Source organism: Acidovorax sp. 100, assembly GCF_003688355.1.
GTDB classification, from domain to species: Bacteria; Pseudomonadota; Gammaproteobacteria; order Burkholderiales; family Burkholderiaceae_C; genus Acidovorax; species Acidovorax delafieldii.
This window is the reverse complement of record NZ_REFD01000001.1, coordinates 4981435-4996921: the sequence shown is the minus strand read 5'-3', so window position 1 is coordinate 4996921 and position 15487 is coordinate 4981435. Positions and strand designations below refer to the sequence as shown.

General features: G+C 65.3%; 13 protein-coding genes. 8 read left to right on the top strand and 5 right to left on the bottom strand.

Annotated features, from left to right (window positions below; all coding sequences use genetic code 11):
- The first annotated feature begins 281 nt into the window (after window positions 1-281).
- On the top strand, window positions 282-1649 hold the full coding sequence (locus tag C8C96_RS22905; protein ID WP_121943741.1) for a sigma-54-dependent Fis family transcriptional regulator: 1368 nt from the start codon (window positions 282-284) through the stop codon (window positions 1647-1649).
- An 89-nt stretch (window positions 1650-1738) separates the two neighbouring features.
- Here the strand turns inward: C8C96_RS22905 and C8C96_RS22900 are convergent, their stop codons facing one another.
- Window positions 1739-2446, bottom strand: coding sequence for a TetR/AcrR family transcriptional regulator (locus C8C96_RS22900; RefSeq protein ID WP_121943740.1), 708 nt, complete (start codon window positions 2444-2446; stop codon window positions 1739-1741).
- A gap of 182 nt (window positions 2447-2628) precedes the next feature.
- Here C8C96_RS22900 and C8C96_RS24905 point away from each other — a divergent pair, with 182 nt between their 5' ends.
- The 6 genes from C8C96_RS24905 to C8C96_RS22875 all read left to right on the top strand — a co-directional run bounded on the left by C8C96_RS24905 (window position 2629) and on the right by C8C96_RS22875 (window position 10154).
- The gene (locus C8C96_RS24905) at window positions 2629-2778 is read left to right on the top strand and encodes a hypothetical protein (RefSeq protein ID WP_158605784.1); all 150 of its coding nucleotides are present in this window, start codon (window positions 2629-2631) and stop codon (window positions 2776-2778) included.
- Window positions 2778-4127, top strand: coding sequence for an NAD(P)-dependent oxidoreductase (locus tag C8C96_RS22895; RefSeq protein WP_121943739.1), 1350 nt, complete (start codon window positions 2778-2780; stop codon window positions 4125-4127). Before C8C96_RS24905 ends, C8C96_RS22895 begins: the two co-directional genes overlap by 1 nt.
- A 53-nt stretch (window positions 4128-4180) precedes the next feature.
- Window positions 4181-5494 carry an NAD-dependent dihydropyrimidine dehydrogenase subunit PreA gene (gene preA, locus C8C96_RS22890; protein ID WP_121943738.1) on the top strand — a complete coding sequence of 438 codons (1314 nt, stop codon included), beginning with the start codon at window positions 4181-4183 and terminating at the stop codon, window positions 5492-5494.
- A gap of 387 nt (window positions 5495-5881) precedes the next feature.
- Window positions 5882-7339 carry an NCS1 family nucleobase:cation symporter-1 gene (locus C8C96_RS22885; RefSeq protein ID WP_121943737.1) on the top strand — a complete coding sequence of 486 codons (1458 nt, stop codon included), beginning with the start codon at window positions 5882-5884 and terminating at the stop codon, window positions 7337-7339.
- 80 nt (window positions 7340-7419) lie between these two features.
- Entirely contained in the window at window positions 7420-8871 is a 1452-nt protein-coding gene (gene hydA / locus C8C96_RS22880; RefSeq protein WP_121943736.1) for a dihydropyrimidinase, read from the top strand.
- Window positions 8872-8897: 26 nt separating this feature from the next.
- Window positions 8898-10154 (top strand): Zn-dependent hydrolase, encoded by a 1257-nt coding sequence (locus C8C96_RS22875; RefSeq protein ID WP_121942012.1) that lies wholly within the window; start codon window positions 8898-8900, stop codon window positions 10152-10154.
- Between the two features lie 79 nt (window positions 10155-10233).
- On the opposite strand, the gene C8C96_RS22870 is transcribed toward C8C96_RS22875, so the two are convergent.
- The gene (locus tag C8C96_RS22870; RefSeq protein WP_121943735.1) at window positions 10234-11271 is read right to left on the bottom strand and encodes a bifunctional nicotinamide-nucleotide adenylyltransferase/Nudix hydroxylase; all 1038 of its coding nucleotides are present in this window, start codon (window positions 11269-11271) and stop codon (window positions 10234-10236) included.
- 561 nt (window positions 11272-11832) lie between these two features.
- Here C8C96_RS22870 and C8C96_RS22865 point away from each other — a divergent pair.
- Complete coding sequence (locus tag C8C96_RS22865) at window positions 11833-13074, top strand: diguanylate cyclase (RefSeq protein WP_015012641.1); 1242 nt, start codon at window positions 11833-11835, stop codon at window positions 13072-13074.
- A gap of 28 nt (window positions 13075-13102) precedes the next feature.
- Here the strand turns inward: C8C96_RS22865 and C8C96_RS22860 are convergent, their stop codons facing one another.
- From C8C96_RS22860 to metK, 3 genes are all read right to left on the bottom strand, one after another.
- Window positions 13103-13561, bottom strand: a complete 459-nt coding sequence (locus tag C8C96_RS22860) for a hemerythrin domain-containing protein (protein WP_110959763.1) — start codon at window positions 13559-13561, stop codon at window positions 13103-13105.
- Between the two features lie 38 nt (window positions 13562-13599).
- The gene (locus tag C8C96_RS22855) at window positions 13600-13785 is read right to left on the bottom strand and encodes a DUF1328 domain-containing protein (RefSeq protein WP_010462162.1); all 186 of its coding nucleotides are present in this window, start codon (window positions 13783-13785) and stop codon (window positions 13600-13602) included.
- 401 nt (window positions 13786-14186) lie between these two features.
- Window positions 14187-15368 (bottom strand): methionine adenosyltransferase, encoded by a 1182-nt coding sequence (metK, locus tag C8C96_RS22850; protein WP_121943734.1) that lies wholly within the window; start codon window positions 15366-15368, stop codon window positions 14187-14189.
- Window positions 15369-15487: the final 119 nt, after the last annotated feature.

Genomic DNA, 15487 nt, shown 5'->3' with positions numbered 1-15487 from the left:
CGCTGCGAGCGGCTATGGCTTACCGCAAACCGCGTGCCATCGCCCTTAAGACCTGCGTGCCATGGCGCGTGCTGCATGAAAAGCCCGTGAATTCAACGGGTTGCGCGCGCGATGCGAGGCTTGCCCGCGCGCTGCGGGCCCGGCCGTGGCCGGATTCGCAGCCCGCTGTCTGCCAAACCGGCTGCCAACTGCCATCCATTGCAGTCCGCATGGCATAGATCAAAGGCCCGCTGCCGAAACCGGTGCACCGTTAGGGCCCTTGCATGTGCCAAGGTTTTTCCATGCCCCATCTCCCCGCACCACCTGCAGAACTGGTGTCCTTCCTGGAAGGCCTGGCCGATCCGCACATCCTGCTGGACGACCGCTATCGCATCCTGGCGGCCAATGGCGCCTATCGCCGCCAGTTCGGTGCAGCGGGCGGCGCGGAGGGCAGCGTGGTGGGGCGCACCTGCCACGCTGTATCCCACCATGCGAGCGTGCCCTGTGACCAGGCGGGCGAGTCCTGCCCGCTGGCGCAGGCGCGCGCCTCGGGGCAATGCGAACGGGTGCTGCATGTGCACCACACGGCCCAGGGTGAGGAATATGTACAGATCGAGCTGATACCGGTGGCGGGGGCGGAGGGCACAACGGGATTTTTTGTGGAAAAGATGGTGCCTTTGCCGGTGGCGGCGCAGCCGGTGCCGTCCGCGCAGGGGCTCATTGGGCGTTCGCCCGCGTTCCAGAAGATGCTGGGCCTGGTGGCGCGGGTGGCGCCTTCGCGGGCTGCGGTGTTGCTGCTGGGCGAGTCGGGCACGGGCAAGGAGCTGGTGGCCCATGCCGTGCACCAGGGCAGCCTGCGCGCGCGGCGTGCGCTGGTGCCCGTGGACTGCTCCAGCATGCCCGAGGCGCTGTTCGAGTCCGAGCTGTTCGGGCATGAGAAAGGGGCGTTCACCGGTGCGGCCCAGGCCCGGCCGGGGCTGGTGGACGCGGCAGACGGTGGCACGCTGTTTCTGGACGAAGTGGGCGACATCCCGCTGCCGCTGCAGGTCAAGCTGCTGCGCCTGCTGGAGACCGGCACCTACCGCCGCGTGGGCAGCACCGAGCTGCGGCATGCCGACCTGCGCGTGGTGTCAGCCACGCACCGCAACCTGCAGCACATGGTGGCCGCAGGGCACTTTCGCGAAGACCTGTATTACCGCCTGAGCACGTTCCCCATCCACCTGCCACCGCTGCGCGAACGCCAGGGGGACACCGCTTTGCTGGCACGCGCGCTGCTGGAGCGCGTGGCGCCCCCGCCCCGTGCGCTGCAGTTGTCTGGCGCTGCGCTGGCCTTGCTGGAGGCGCAGCCGTACCCCGGCAATGTGCGGGAACTGCGCAACCTGCTGGAGCGCACCGCCTTGCTGTGCGATGGCGACAGCATCGGCGCGGAGCATGTGCAGCAAGCGCTTGCCTGCGGCCTGCCGCCGCTCGCGGGAGCAGTGGGGGAAGGGGCGGGTGAGCCGCGTGCATCGGCGGCGTTGGCCGGGTCGTCACGCCAACGGCGCTTGCTGGACGACGAAGCCCTGCAAAAGGCTCTGGCAGCCCACCAAGGCAGCCGTGCGGCGCTGGCGCAGCAGCTGGGCATCAGCGAGCGATCGCTGTACCGGCGCCTGAAAAACTTGGGCGCATGACGCCCATATATGAAGAAATCGGCCCCAGGCGCATAGTTTGATTGCGCCAGTAGCTATTGTTTATATAGCGTCTGGTGTGCCGTGCCTGCTTACACCGCCGCATCGGGCGCCAGCGCGCTCAGCACCATGCGCACGATCAGCTCTTCGGCCTTTTCGTAGTCGCGCTCGGTCAGTGCAGGCTTGCCCAGCAGCAGGGCGAACTGGGCCTCCTGCTCCGCATACGCCTGGGTGACCGACCAGATGATGAACATCAGGTGCGTGAAGTTGACCTTGGCAATGCGGCCCTCGCGCGCCCAGCGCTCGAAGGTGCGCACCTCGGTCTTGAGCAGCGGTGCCACGCGTTCGGTGATGGCCGTGCCATACCGTGGTGCACCCGCAATCACCTCTTTGGTGAACACCTTGGCGCCCTGGGGGCGGGTGCGCGAATAGTGCAGCTTGGCGCGGATGTAGCGCCGAAGCGCTTGCTGGGGATCATCGCTGTGCGACAGGTCCTCCATGCCCGCCAGCCACTGGGTGAGCACATCGTCCAGCACCCGCTGGTACAGCGCTTCCTTGCTCGGGAAGTAGTACAGCAGGTTGTGGCGGCTGATGCCGATGGCGGCGGCAATGCTCTCCAGCGATGCGCCCTCAAAGCCGAATTGCGCAAACTGATTCTCGGCCTCGGTAAGGATGCCCTGCTCCTTGAGCAACCGCGAGGCCGTGGGCGCGCGGGGGGCGGACTCGTCGTGGGCGGGCGGGAGGGCCGCCTTGTGGGGGCGCGGGTGCGGGGGGGCAGGGGACGGGCGGGCTGCAGTCATTGCACCATTGTGGAACAAGCCGGGGCCTGAAAACTGGCAATTGGCTGGCTGGAGGCTGGCACGCGGTTTGCTGTAGGGATTTTACCAATTGGTAAATTTTTACGGGTTGGTAAATTGACCCACAATGCAGGGCACCGCCGTCGCAAAGCAGCGGGCACCTGCACCCCACAGCGAGGACCACGATGAAACCTCCGAAGTTTGCGGGCGCCAGCACTCACGCCGGTGCCGCATTGGTTGGCGCCACTGGCTGGCGCTCCAACGCTGCGCGGCGTGCGCTTGCACGCCCCATGGGCGCCCAGACCCCCACCCTGACCCTCTCGGAGGAAACCTGATGGACACCCCCGCAAGCCGTGCCTGCGGCATTCATGCCGCACGCCTGAACCTGGCCGACTACGCCGTGAATTTCAGCGACGCACACCCGCCGCTCACCCGCCCGCAGGCGCTGATCGAGGCCGAGCGCTGCTACTACTGCCACGACGCCCCCTGCGCCACGGCCTGCCCCACGGGCATCGACATCCCGTCGTTCATCCACCGCATTGCGCAGGACAACAACCGGGGCGCGGCCCGCGCCATCCTGGAGGCGAACCCGCTGGGTGGCATGTGCGCTCGGGTGTGCCCCACCGAGGTGCTGTGCGAGCAGGCCTGCGTGCGCAACACCAACGAAGACAAGCCGGTGGAGATCGGCTCACTGCAGCGCTATGCCACCGACGCCTTCTTTGCCCAGCCCGGTGCACCGCTGTTCCAGCGCGCAGCCGTCACCGGCAAGCGCGTGGCCGTGGTGGGCGCAGGGCCTGCGGGCCTGGCCTGTGCGCATGGGTTGGCCGTGCGCGGGCATGACGTGGTGCTGTTCGAGGCGCGCCCCAAGCTCGGTGGCCTCAACGAATATGGCCTGGCCAGCTACAAGACCGCCAACAACTTCGCGCAGAAGGAAGTGGAGTGGCTGCTGTCCATCGGTGGCATTGAGGTGCGCACCGGCCAGCAACTGGGCCGTGACATCACGCTCGACAGCCTGCTGGGCGCTTACGACGCTGTGTTCCTGGGCCTGGGCCTGCAGGGCGTGAACGCGCTGGGCGTGGCTGAGCCCACGGTCACCGGTCTGCGCAATGCGGTGGACTTCATCGCCGAGCTGCGCCAGAGCACCGACCTCTCGACCCTGCCCGTGGGCCGCCGCGTGGTGGTGATTGGTGGCGGCATGACGGCGGTGGATGCTGCCGTGCAGTCGCGCAAGCTGGGCGCCGAAGAGGTGACCATCGTCTACCGCCGGGGCGCCGAGGCCATGTCGGCATCGGCTGTGGAGCAGCAGTGGGCGCAGACGAATGGTGTGACCATCCGCCACTGGGCTGCGCCGAAAGAGGTGCTGAGCGAAAACGGTGCGGTGAAGGGTGTGCGGTTCGCCGCTACGGCGCTGAGCAGCGGCAAGCTGGTGGAAGCCGGCGAGACCTTCACGCTGGACGCCGACATGGTGCTCAAGGCCATCGGCCAGACCTTTGTGGCAGAGCCCGTGGGCGGCCGCATTGCGCTGGAGGACGGGCGCATTGCCACCGATGCCGAAGGCCAGACCAGCCTGCCGCGTGTGTGGGCCGGTGGCGACTGCCGCGTGGGCGGCCGCGACCTCACGGTGGAGGCGGTGGAGCACGGCAAGGTCGCCGCTGTCTCCATCCACGCCGCACTGATGGCTTGAGATGGCCTAAAGCGGCCTGAATCCTTCCACCCCAGTTTTCACGGGAGCATCCCATGGCAGACATTCGTAGCAATTTTCTGGGCATCCAAAGCCCCAACCCCTTCTGGCTGGCCTCCGCACCGCCCACCGACAAAGAGATCAACGTCACCCGCGCCTTCGAGGCGGGCTGGGGCGGCGTGGTGTGGAAGACGCTGGGCGAAGACCCACCGGTGGTCAACGTCAACGGCCCGCGCTATTCCACGCTGATGTCGCAGGACCGCCGTGTGATTGGCCTGAACAACATCGAGCTGATCACCGACCGGCCGCTGCACACCAACCTGGAAGAAATCAAGCGCGTCAAACGCAACTGGCCCGACCGGGCCATGATCGTTTCGCTGATGGTGCCGTGCGAGGAGCAGAGCTGGAAGGCCATCCTGCCGCTCGTGGAAGACACCGGCGCCGACGGCATTGAACTCAACTTCGGCTGCCCACATGGCATGAGCGAGCGTGGCATGGGCGCGGCTGTGGGCCAGGTGCCCGAGTACATCCAGATGGTCACGGCCTGGTGCAAGCACTACAGCAAGCTGCCCGTGATCGTGAAGCTCACCCCCAACATCACCGACGTGCGCCAGCCCGCACGCGCCGCCAAGGCGGGCGGAGCCGATGCGGTGTCGCTCATCAACACCATCAACTCCATCATGGGCGTGGACCTGGACCGCATGGTGATGAGTCCGAGCACGGACGGCTGGGGCTCGCACGGCGGCTACTGCGGCCCGGCCGTCAAGCCCATTGCGCTGAACATGGTGGCCGAGATCGCACGCGACGCGCAGACGGCGGGCCTGCCCATCAGCGGCATCGGCGGCATCACCACCTGGCGCGATGCGGCCGAATACATTGCGCTGGGCTGCGGCACGGTGCAGGTGTGCACTGCCGCCATGGTCTACGGCTTCAAGATCGTGCAGGACATGTGCGACGGGCTGTCCAACTTCATGGACGAGCACGGCTACGCCACGCTCGACGACTTCAAGGGCCAGGCCGTGCCTACCGTGAAGGACTGGAAGAACCTCAACCTCAACCACATCGAAAAAGCTGTCATCAACCAGGATGCTTGCATCCAGTGCGGCCGCTGCCATGTGGTCTGCGAAGACACCTCGCACCAGGCCATCACCTTCACCAAAGAAGGCGGCGTGCGCAAGTTCGAGATCAACGAGGCCGAATGCGTGGGCTGCAACCTGTGCGTGTCGATCTGCCCCGTGCCCGAGTGCATCACCATGCGTGCGCTCGCGCCCGGCGAGGTGGATGTGCGCACCGGCAAGACGGTGACGGGCGAATACGCCAACTGGACCACGCACCCCAACAACCCGCAGCGCGTGTCTGCCGCAGCTTGATATGCGCCCTCTGCGTGCATTTGCCACAGACCTTGCAAGGCGTTGTGACAGCACCCGTTGTGGTGCCGATTTGCAACGCATGTTGCACTGCATCTGGTGCAGTTCTTGCGTGATCTCTAGCATCGTTCGCTTCCCTTTGCCCGCCATCTGCCAGCGCTGGGAGCCTGTCGGACTTGGAGCGTCGATAGCGAAAATTGGCCCCAGCGAGGACAGTTTTTGCCGAATTTGCAGGCCCATAGCTTGGCTATGGGGCAAGAAGGCGGTGAAGACTGGACCGCTGCGGCCAATTTGCAGCCGACGATTTCCAAGTCCGACAGGCTCCTGGGGCGCCGGACCGGACGGTGGGTTGTGTGCAACCCCAACGACGTCTTTGACAGGAGTACAGGCATGACCAACAGTACCGGCAGCGCGGCCCATGTGGCGGGGCTGATGCCCGGCGATGCATCCAACACGCTCGCCAATGAAGATCTGCTCCCCACCACCGCCGCGCAGCGACACTGGACGTGGAAAGACTTTGCCGCACTCTGGGTGGGCATGGTCGTGTGTGTACCCACCTACACCATGGCCAGCTCCATGCTGGACCAGGGTTTCACGTGGCAGATGGCCGTGTGGCTGGTGTTCCTGGCCAACTGCATCGTGCTGGTTCCCATGGTGCTCATCGGGCGCGTGGGGCCCAAGTACGGCGTCCCGTTCCCGGTGCTGGCGCGTGCATCGTTTGGCGTCAAAGGCGCCAACCTGCCCGCCGTGTTGCGTGGCCTGGTGGCGTGTGGCTGGTTCTCCATCAACTGCTACTTTGGCGCGCTGGCGCTGCATGGCTTCTTGAACATCCTGGGCATAGGGCTCGCAGGCCCGGCAGATGGCGAGACCATCAGCACCTCGCAGTTCATGTGCTTCCTGGCGTTCTGGGCAGTGCACATCTACTTCATCTGGAAGGGGCCGGAGTCCATTCGGTTGCTGGAAGTGATTGCCGCGCCGCTGATGATTGGTGCCTCGCTGCTGTTCGTGGTGGTGCTGATGATGAAGGTGCCCTCGGGCCAGCTCTTCAATCTGCCTGCCAAGGTGGTGGAAGGCGGTCCCAAGACCTGGGCGGCGCTGACGGGACTGGTCGGCTTCTGGGCCACGCTCGCGCTCAACATCCCGGACTTCACCCGTTTTGCCAAATCGCAGAAGGACCAGGTCGTGGGCCAGGCCATCGGCCTGCCGATTCCCATGGCGCTGTTTTCCATGGTGGGCGTGATCGGCTTCTCGGCCTCGGCCATCCTGTATGGCAAGGCGCAACTGTTCCCTGATGGCCTGCTCACCCAGATGGGCAGTGTGGCTGCAGGCCTGGGCCTGCTGGTGATCCTGCTGGCCAACCTGACGACCAACGTGGCTGCCAATCTGGTGTCGCCTTCGTATGACTTCAGCCAGTGTGCGCCTTCCAAGATCAGCTTTCGGATGGGCGGCGTGATCGCTGCGCTGATCGGTCTGGTGTTCATGCCCTGGAAGATCCTGGCCACCTCGGGCGGCTACCTCTTCACCTGGCTGGGCGGCTACGGCACGCTGCTGGGCGCGATTGCGGGCATTTTGCTGGTGGACTACTACCTGGTGCGCAAGAGCGAACTGAAGGTGGACGACCTGTACCGCCGTGGCGGCGAATACGAGTACAGCAACGGCTGGAACCTGCAAGCCCTGATCGCCTTCGCGCTGGGCGTGCTGCCCTGCCTGCCGGGCTACCTGGCGGTATCGGGCGTGGTGGACAAGGCAGGCATGCCCGCCATCTGGTTGTCGCTGTTCGATGCGGGCTGGTTCTTCAGCCTGGCGGTGGCTGGCACCTACTACTACGTGACCGCCAAGAAGAAGTGACGCCCTGGACCCTGCCTGGGCCTGGTGCCAGCGCAGGGTCCCTTTTTTTGAATTGATCCGTATCCCTGAAGGAGACCCCCATGAGCCAAGCCCTTGTGATCCGCGGTGGCACCGTGGTCAACGCCGACCGTGAACAGCGCGCCGATGTGTTGTGTGTCGATGGCCGCATCGTGGCCGTGGGGGACGATGCTGCGGCCCAGGCCCCCGCAGGTGCGCAGACGCTGGACGCCAGCGGCCAGTACGTGCTGCCCGGCGGCATCGACCCGCACACGCACATGCAGCTGCCGTTCATGGGCACCGTCACCATGGACGACTTCTTCACCGGCACGGCAGCCGCATTGGCTGGCGGCACCACGAGCATCATCGACTTCGTGATCCCCGACCCGCAGGAGCCCATCCTGGACGCCTATCGCAAGTGGCGGGGCTGGGCCGAGAAGTCTGCGGCGGACTATTCCTTCCACGTCGCCATCACCTGGTGGAGCGAGCAGGTGCGCGCCGACATGGGCACGCTGGTGCAGCAGGAGGGGGTGAACAGCTTCAAGCACTTCATGGCCTACAAGAACGCCATCATGTGCGACGACGAAACCCTGGTGAACAGCTTCAAGCGCGCGCTGGAGCTGGGCGCCATGCCCACGGTGCACGCCGAGAACGGTGAGCTGGTGTACCTGCTGCAGCAGGAGGTCGCCAAGATGGGCATCACCGGGCCTGAGGGCCACCCGCTGTCGCGCCCACCGATGGTGGAGGCCGAAGCCGCCAACCGCGCCATCGCCATTGCCGATGTGCTGGGCGTGCCGATCTACGTGGTCCACGTGAGCTGCATGGAATCGGCCGACGCCATTGCCCGCGCCCGCGCGCGCGGCCAGCGCGTGTACGGCGAGGTGCTGGCAGGCCACCTGCTGGTGGACGACAGCGTGTACCGCGACCCCGATTTTGCCAAGGCCGCAGCCTATGTGATGAGCCCACCCTTCCGCCCCAAGGGTCACCAGGAGGCGCTGTGGCGCGGCCTGCAGTCGGGCCAGCTGCACACCACGGCCACAGACCACTGCACCTTCTGCGCCGCGCAAAAGGCCATGGGCAAAGAGAACTTTGCCAAGATCCCCAACGGCACCGGCGGCGTGGAAGAGCGCATGGCCGCGCTGTGGGACGGTGGCGTGAACACGGGGCGCCTCACGCCCAGTGAGTTCGTGGCCATCACCTCGGCCAACGCAGCCAAGCTGTTCAACATCTACCCGCGCAAGGGCTTCATTGGCGAAGGTGCCGATGCCGACCTGGTGCTGTGGGACCCGCAAGGCACCAAGACCTTCTCGGCCAAGACCCAGTTCAGCAAGGGCGACTTCAACATCTTTGAAGGCCGCATCGTGCGCGGCATCCCCAGCCACACCGTGAGCCAGGGCCGCGTGGTGTTTGCCAATGGCGACCTGCGGGCCGAGCAGGGCAAGGGCCGCTACATCAAGCGCCCCGCGTTTGGCGCGAACTTCCAGGCCGTGCAAAAGCGTGCGCAGGACCTGGCCCCCTCGGCGGTGGCGCGCTAAGCGCTGCAATGCATCTGGAGAACCCCATGGACACGAAAGTCAAACCCGACATCGAGAACCTGCGCATCAACGGCGAACGCCTGTGGGCATCGCTGATGGAGCTGGCGCAGATCGGCGCCACCCCCAAGGGCGGCGTGTGCCGCTTGACCCTCACCGACCTGGACAAACAAGGCCGTGACTTGGTCACCCGCTGGGCGCGCGAGGCAGGCATGACCGTCACCATCGACAAGATCGGCAACGGCTTCATGCGCCGCCCCGGGCGCAACAACAGTCTGCCCCCGATCATGACCGGCAGCCACATCGACACCCAGCCCACCGGCGGCAAGTTCGACGGCAACTACGGCGTGCTCGCCGGCATCGAAGTCGTGCGCACCCTGAACGACCATGGCATCGAAACCGAAGCCCCCATCGAAGTCGCCTTCTGGACCAACGAAGAAGGATCGCGTTTCGTGCCCGTGATGATGGGCTCGGGCGTGTTCGCCAAAGCCTTCACGCTGGAGCACGCCTACGCCGCCACCGACACCGAAGGCAAGACGGTGAAAGGCGAACTCGAGCGCATCGGCTACATCGGAGACCAGGAACCCGGCGACCACCCCATCGGCGCCTACTTTGAAACCCACATCGAACAAGGCCCCGTGCTGGAAGACAACGACAAGACCATCGGCGTGGTCAGCGGCGTGCTGGGCATCCGCTGGTTTGACTGCACCGTCACCGGCATGGAAGCCCACGCAGGCCCCACCCCCATGGCCCTGCGCAAGGACGCGATGCTGGCCGCCACACGCATCATGCAAGACGTAGTCGCCGCCGCCCACCGCCACCCACCGCACGGGCGCGGCACCGTGGGCATGGTGCAAGTCTTCCCCAACAGCCGCAACGTCATCCCCGGCCGGGTCAAATTCAGCATCGACCTGCGCAACAGCACCGACGCGCTGGTGGACGCCATGGCCGCCGAGGTCAAGGCCTTTGCCGACCAGGTGGCCCAAGAACACGGTGTGCAGGTCCACATTGAAATGGTGTCCAGCTACCCCGCACAGCTCTTCCAGCCCGAATGCGTGCAGGCCGTGGGCCACGCCGCCGCCAAGCTGGGCTACAGCCACATGCCTGCCGTCTCCGGCGCGGGGCACGATGCCGTGTACATGGCCAAGCTCGCACCCAGCGGCATGATCTTCATCCCCTGCAAGGACGGCATCAGCCACAACGAGATCGAGGATGCGAAACCCGAGCACATCGAGGCGGGATGCAACGTGCTGCTGCACGCCATGCTGGAGCGGGCTGGTACCTAGTGCTATATAAAATATAGCGATAGATGTATGATTCCGTAGCGCTTGAGCCCGTTTGGATGCAAAAAACGGGTGGAACGGATCAGTCCAGCTTCGTCAGCCCCAGAAAGTGGTCCAGCATGTGGAAGTGGTCTTCGAAGAATTCCTCTTCCAGGCCTGCCAGCTGGTCGATGCGGCTCCACTGCACCAGCGCTGCATCGTCATCGGCCTGCACCACCGGGAAGGGCGCATCGCCCAGGTCAAAGTAGTGTGCATGCGTGATGGTGCGACCGCGCTGGCTGCGGTCGGGGTGGTCGAACACGGCCACTGACTGCAGCGCAGCGCGCATGCGGGCCTCGGGCAGGTCGCAGTGGGTTTCTTCCACCAGCTCGCGCAGGCAGGACTGCCACACGGTTTCTCGCTGCTCGATGAAGCCGCCGGGCACGGCCAGCTGGCCCTTGCCGGGTGCGTGCGCGCGGCGGATCAGCAGCACATGGTCCTGGCAGCGCAGCACGGCGTCCACCGTCACGAACACGGGCGGGTAGGGCGCGGCAAACCAGGCCTGGCGGTAACCACGCAGCATGCGCCACTCCTCCTGCAGCGCGGGGTAGTGTGGGGTCTGCGCAAAGTGCTCCAGCGTGGCGATGGTGCTCTCGGGAATCTCTGCGGCCAGCGGCGCCACGGCGGCGCGCGCGGCGGCGGGCGTGGCGCCAAAGTACGCGTCCCGGATGGCGGTGGCGTCGATGCGGCCCTGGCGGTCTATGTGAATGAGCTGCCAGCCTGGAAAGGCGCTGAGGTAGCCGCTGGTCGCATCCTTGAAGTGGCCCACCAGGCCGATGCTTGCGCCCGGGGCGGTGAGGCGCGCCACGCCCCGGCGCACCGCCTGCACCCACACGGCTTCGTTGTAGTAGTCGCGCATGGGCAGCACCTGCACCCGGGCACTGTCTGCGGGGGCCAGGGCAGCGCGCAGCATGGCTTCGCGCTCTTGCCAGGTGAAAGGGTTCTTGGGCGAGCGTGCCTGCCACGCCGAGCCGATCACCACGATGACCTGCGGTGCGCTGTCCAGTGCACGTTGCAATAGCGCCATGTGGCCGCTGTGGACGGGCTCAAAACGTCCGATGTAGATGGCGGTGTCGACCATGTGTCTCCGGCTGGTGGTGCGCTTCAGGGCCCTTTGCGTTGCTGGCGTGGGGGCCGCCCATGTCCTCGCGGTGGCCGTTGCATGCCAGGGGCTGACCGGGGCATTGGGGCGGCGTTGGAGCAGGTCGAGCAAGCAATGGGGCTGTATGCGCTGGATGTATATATGCTGGCAGCTATCTTTTTTGTAGTGATTTTACCGCCAGCCAGTGTCGTGGGTGGGGGGATGACCGTCGCAGGGCGCCCTGGCGGCGGCAGATGGGCGGCGCTGCCCCCTGCCTCTGAAGTCGCTATTGTGCGACCCGGCGGTTCATGCCGGGCATGGGGCGGGGGCGCAGGGCTGCGTGGCAAAAAAGAGATGGACCGGGCCGTACAAACGTGGCGACAATGCGCCGCTTGCACGCTGTGCGCAAAGTTTCTGTAGCGCGAATCCGTCCTTTTCGTGCTGTGGTCCCGTGGTGCGGCGTGCAAGCCCACCTGTGTGAACCTGGGGGACTGCGCCCGATATGGCGTGTCCGCACCTCCAATAACAGGCCCGCTGTGCGCGGGCCACCGAGGGAGATCCATGTCGTTGCGGCTCAAATTCAATCTGGTGCTGGCGGGCGTGCTGCTGCTGGCGGTGCTGGGCGCGGGCGCGTATGTGCACCGCTTCCTGCAGCAGTCGGCCATCGAGGAGGTACAGCACAACTCGCAGATCATGATGCACGCTGCCATGGCCATCCGCGACTACACCACCGAGCTGGTCAAGCCGCACCTGGACGTGACGCTGGCCGAGAAATTCCTGCCGCAGACCGTGCCTGCTTATGCCGCCACCGAGACGCTGCGCCGGCTGCAGAACCGGTTTCCGGGCTATGAGTACAAGGAAGCGGTGCTCAACCCCACCAACCTGCGAGACCGCGCCAACGAATGGGAGGAGCGCATCATCAGTGACTTCCGCGAAGGCCGCGCCGACCTCAAGAAAGAAGTGACGGGCGAGGTGGGCGAGGGCATGCACCGTGCGATGTATGTGGCGCGCCCCATCACCATCAAGCAACCCCAGTGCATGGCCTGCCACAGCACGCCCGCCGTGGCGCCCCCCACCATGCTGAAGGTCTATGGCGACAAGAACGGTTTTGGCTGGGGCATGAACGAAACCGTGGGCATCCAGGTGGTGAAGGTGCCGATGTACTTTCCGCTGGAGAAAGCGCGCCAGACCTTCAACACCGTGATGGCAGCGCTGGTGGGCAGCTTTGTGCTGTTGTTTGTCGGCCTGAACCTGTCGCTGTCGTCGCTGGTGATCGAGCCCATGGCGCGGCTGAACAGCAAGCTGGAAGACCTGGCCACCAAGGACTTCCTGACCGACCTGGTCAACCGCCGCCGGTTCTTCGAACGGCTGGAGGCCGACATGGCCGAGACGCGGGTCAAGAAGAGCCAGCTGTCGGTCGTCATGTTCGACATCGACTTTTTCAAGCGCATCAACGACACCTTCGGGCATGACTCGGGCGATGTAGTGCTGAAGAACACGGCGCTGCGCGTGCGCGAACTGCTGCGCTCGTCCGACTGCGCCGCGCGCTTCGGGGGCGAGGAGTTCATCATCCTGCTCAAGGAAACCCCGGTGGATGCCGCCATGGCCATGGCCGAGGCGGTGCGGGCCCGTATCGCGGGTGTGCCGTTTGACGCCGTGGGCCATGTGAGCGCCAGCTTTGGTGTGGCCACCTGGGACCACAAGGAAGACAGCCACGCCCTGATCAAGCGTGCGGATACGGCGCTTTACAAAGCCAAGTCCAGCGGTCGCAACTGCGTGGTGCAGGCCGAAGACGCTGCCTGATTTGCGGGCGCTGGACGTTAGTTAGGCGTCAGGCCGTCGCGGCCAGGGCCTCTTCGTAGTCCGCCCGGTAGTCAGCAGCCAGCGCGGTTTTCTGCTTTTCCGTCAGCAGTTTGCCCGCCATCTGGAAGAAGCGGTGTTCTTCTTCTTTCAGGTGGTGCTCTACCTTCTCGGCCAGCTTCTTGGCCAGGGGTAGCCATGCAGGGCTGGAGGGCTCGGTGTCTTCGAGCGACTCCACCAGCTCATCGATCTGGTGGTGCTCGGAAATGGCGTGGCGCGACAGATCAATGCCTGCGTCGTGCGCCATCAGCGGGATGTAGAAGTGGCGGTCCTCCGCCTGGGCGTGGGCGGCGAGCTCCTTCTTGAGCCGATCGAACAGATCGCGCCGCTCGGGCGTGTCGCCGCTGGTGTTGGTGAGTGCGCTGTACAGCGCGCGCTGGCGCTCGTGGCTTTCGCGCAGGGCTTCGAAGATGTTGGTGGTATCAGTCATGGTGGGCTGTGCAGTGGTGTGGAGGGCGGCGCGTGGCCTTACTTGAGCACCTTGCGGGCAGCGCCCACGCCGATGGCGGCGAGCACCACAAACACCACGGCAATTACCAGGAACAGCACAAACAGGACCTTGGCAATGCCCGCCGCGCCTGCGGCAACCCCGCTGAAACCCAGGGCCCCGGCCACGAGGGAAATCAGGGCAAAAATGATGGCGTACTTCAGCATGGTGGTCGCTCCTTGCAGTGGATGTTGAGGCAGCGCGGGGCTGCGGAAGGTGTGCAGGAACGATACCGGTGAGCAGTGGTGTGCGCCGTCAGCGCACGCGGGCGGCGGGTGTAGGAGAGTGCCGCTGGCGGGCTGCGGTGAAGCGCCAAAAGAAAAGCCGCAACGCGGGGCGTTGCGGCTTGGGAGGCGGGGCGGCTCTGGCGGTGTTTGGGTCTGCGTTCACATCGCTTGCGCCATATGAACTCCGCCCGAAGACCGATACCGCGCTGTCAGCGCGGCAGGCTTACAGCCCGGCTGCTGCCCGCAGGGCCGCAGCTTTATCGGTCTTTTGGCCTGCGCTCACATCGCTGCGCGATATGAGCTTCGTCCACGTACGGAAAGCCGCGCGATGCGCGGAGGGCTTACAGCCCTGCTGCCGCACGCAGTGCGGCAGCCTTGTCCGTACGTTCCCAGCTGAACTCGGGTTCTTCGCGGCCGAAGTGGCCGTAAGCGGCGGTCTTTTCGTAGATTGGGCGCAGCAGGTCCAGCATCTGGATGATGCCCTTGGGCCGCAGGTCGAAGTGTGCGCGCACCAGCTTGGCGATCTGGTCGTCGGGGATCACGCCTGTGCCTTCGGTGTAGACCGTGATGTTCATCGGCTCGGCCACACCAATCGCGTAGGCCACCTGGATCTGGCACTGGCGCGCCAAGCCTGCGGCCACGATGTTCTTGGCCACGTAGCGGGCGGCGTAGGCGGCCGAGCGGTCCACCTTTGTTGGGTCCTTGCCGCTGAACGCGCCGCCACCGTGGGGGCAGGCGCCGCCGTAGGTGTCCACAATGATCTTGCGGCCCGTGAGGCCGCAGTCGCCTTGCGGGCCGCCGATGACAAAACGGCCGGTGGGGTTGATCAGGTAGCGCGTGTCCTGGATCCATTCCTTGGGCAGCACGGGCTTGATGATCTCTTCGATGATGGCTTCGGTGAACGAGGCCTTCATCTTGGTTTGCGTTTCGCTCTGGTCGGGGTGGTGCTGGGTGGAGAGCACCACGGTGTCGATGCTGTGGGGCTTGCCATCCACATAGCGCATCGTCACTTGCGACTTGGCGTCGGGGCGCAGGAAGGGCAGGCGGCCGTCCTTGCGCAGCTGGGCCTGGCGCTCGACGAGGCGGTGCGCGTAATAAATGGGCGCGGGCATCAGCTCGGGCGTTTCATCGCAGGCGTAGCCGAACATCAGGCCTTGGTCACCGGCGCCGGTGTTCAGGTGGTCGTCGCTCGCGTGGTCCACGCCCTGGGCAATGTCGTTGCTCTGCTTGTCGTAGGCCACCAGCACGGCGCAGCCCTTGTAGTCGATGCCGTAGTCGGTGTTGTCGTAGCCGATGCGCTTGATGGTGTCGCGCGCCACCTGGATGTAGTCCACGTGGGCGTTGGTGGTGATCTCGCCCGCCAGCACCACGAGGCCGGTGTTGGTCAGCGTTTCAGCGGCGACACGGCTGCGGGGGTCTTGTTTGAAGATCGCGTCGAGAATCGCGTCCGAGATCTGGTCGGCCACCTTGTCGGGGTGGCCTTCGGAGACGGATTCCGAGGTAAAGAGAAAGTCGTTCGCCATTTGAATAAACTCCTGTGTTCCGGCATTTGGGGCGTTGCCCTCACCCCGAAGGAGATCTGGCGAACGCTTTAGCAGATTTTTTTAACGTCGCCCTGCAAGTTGCTCATTTAACTCAGCGA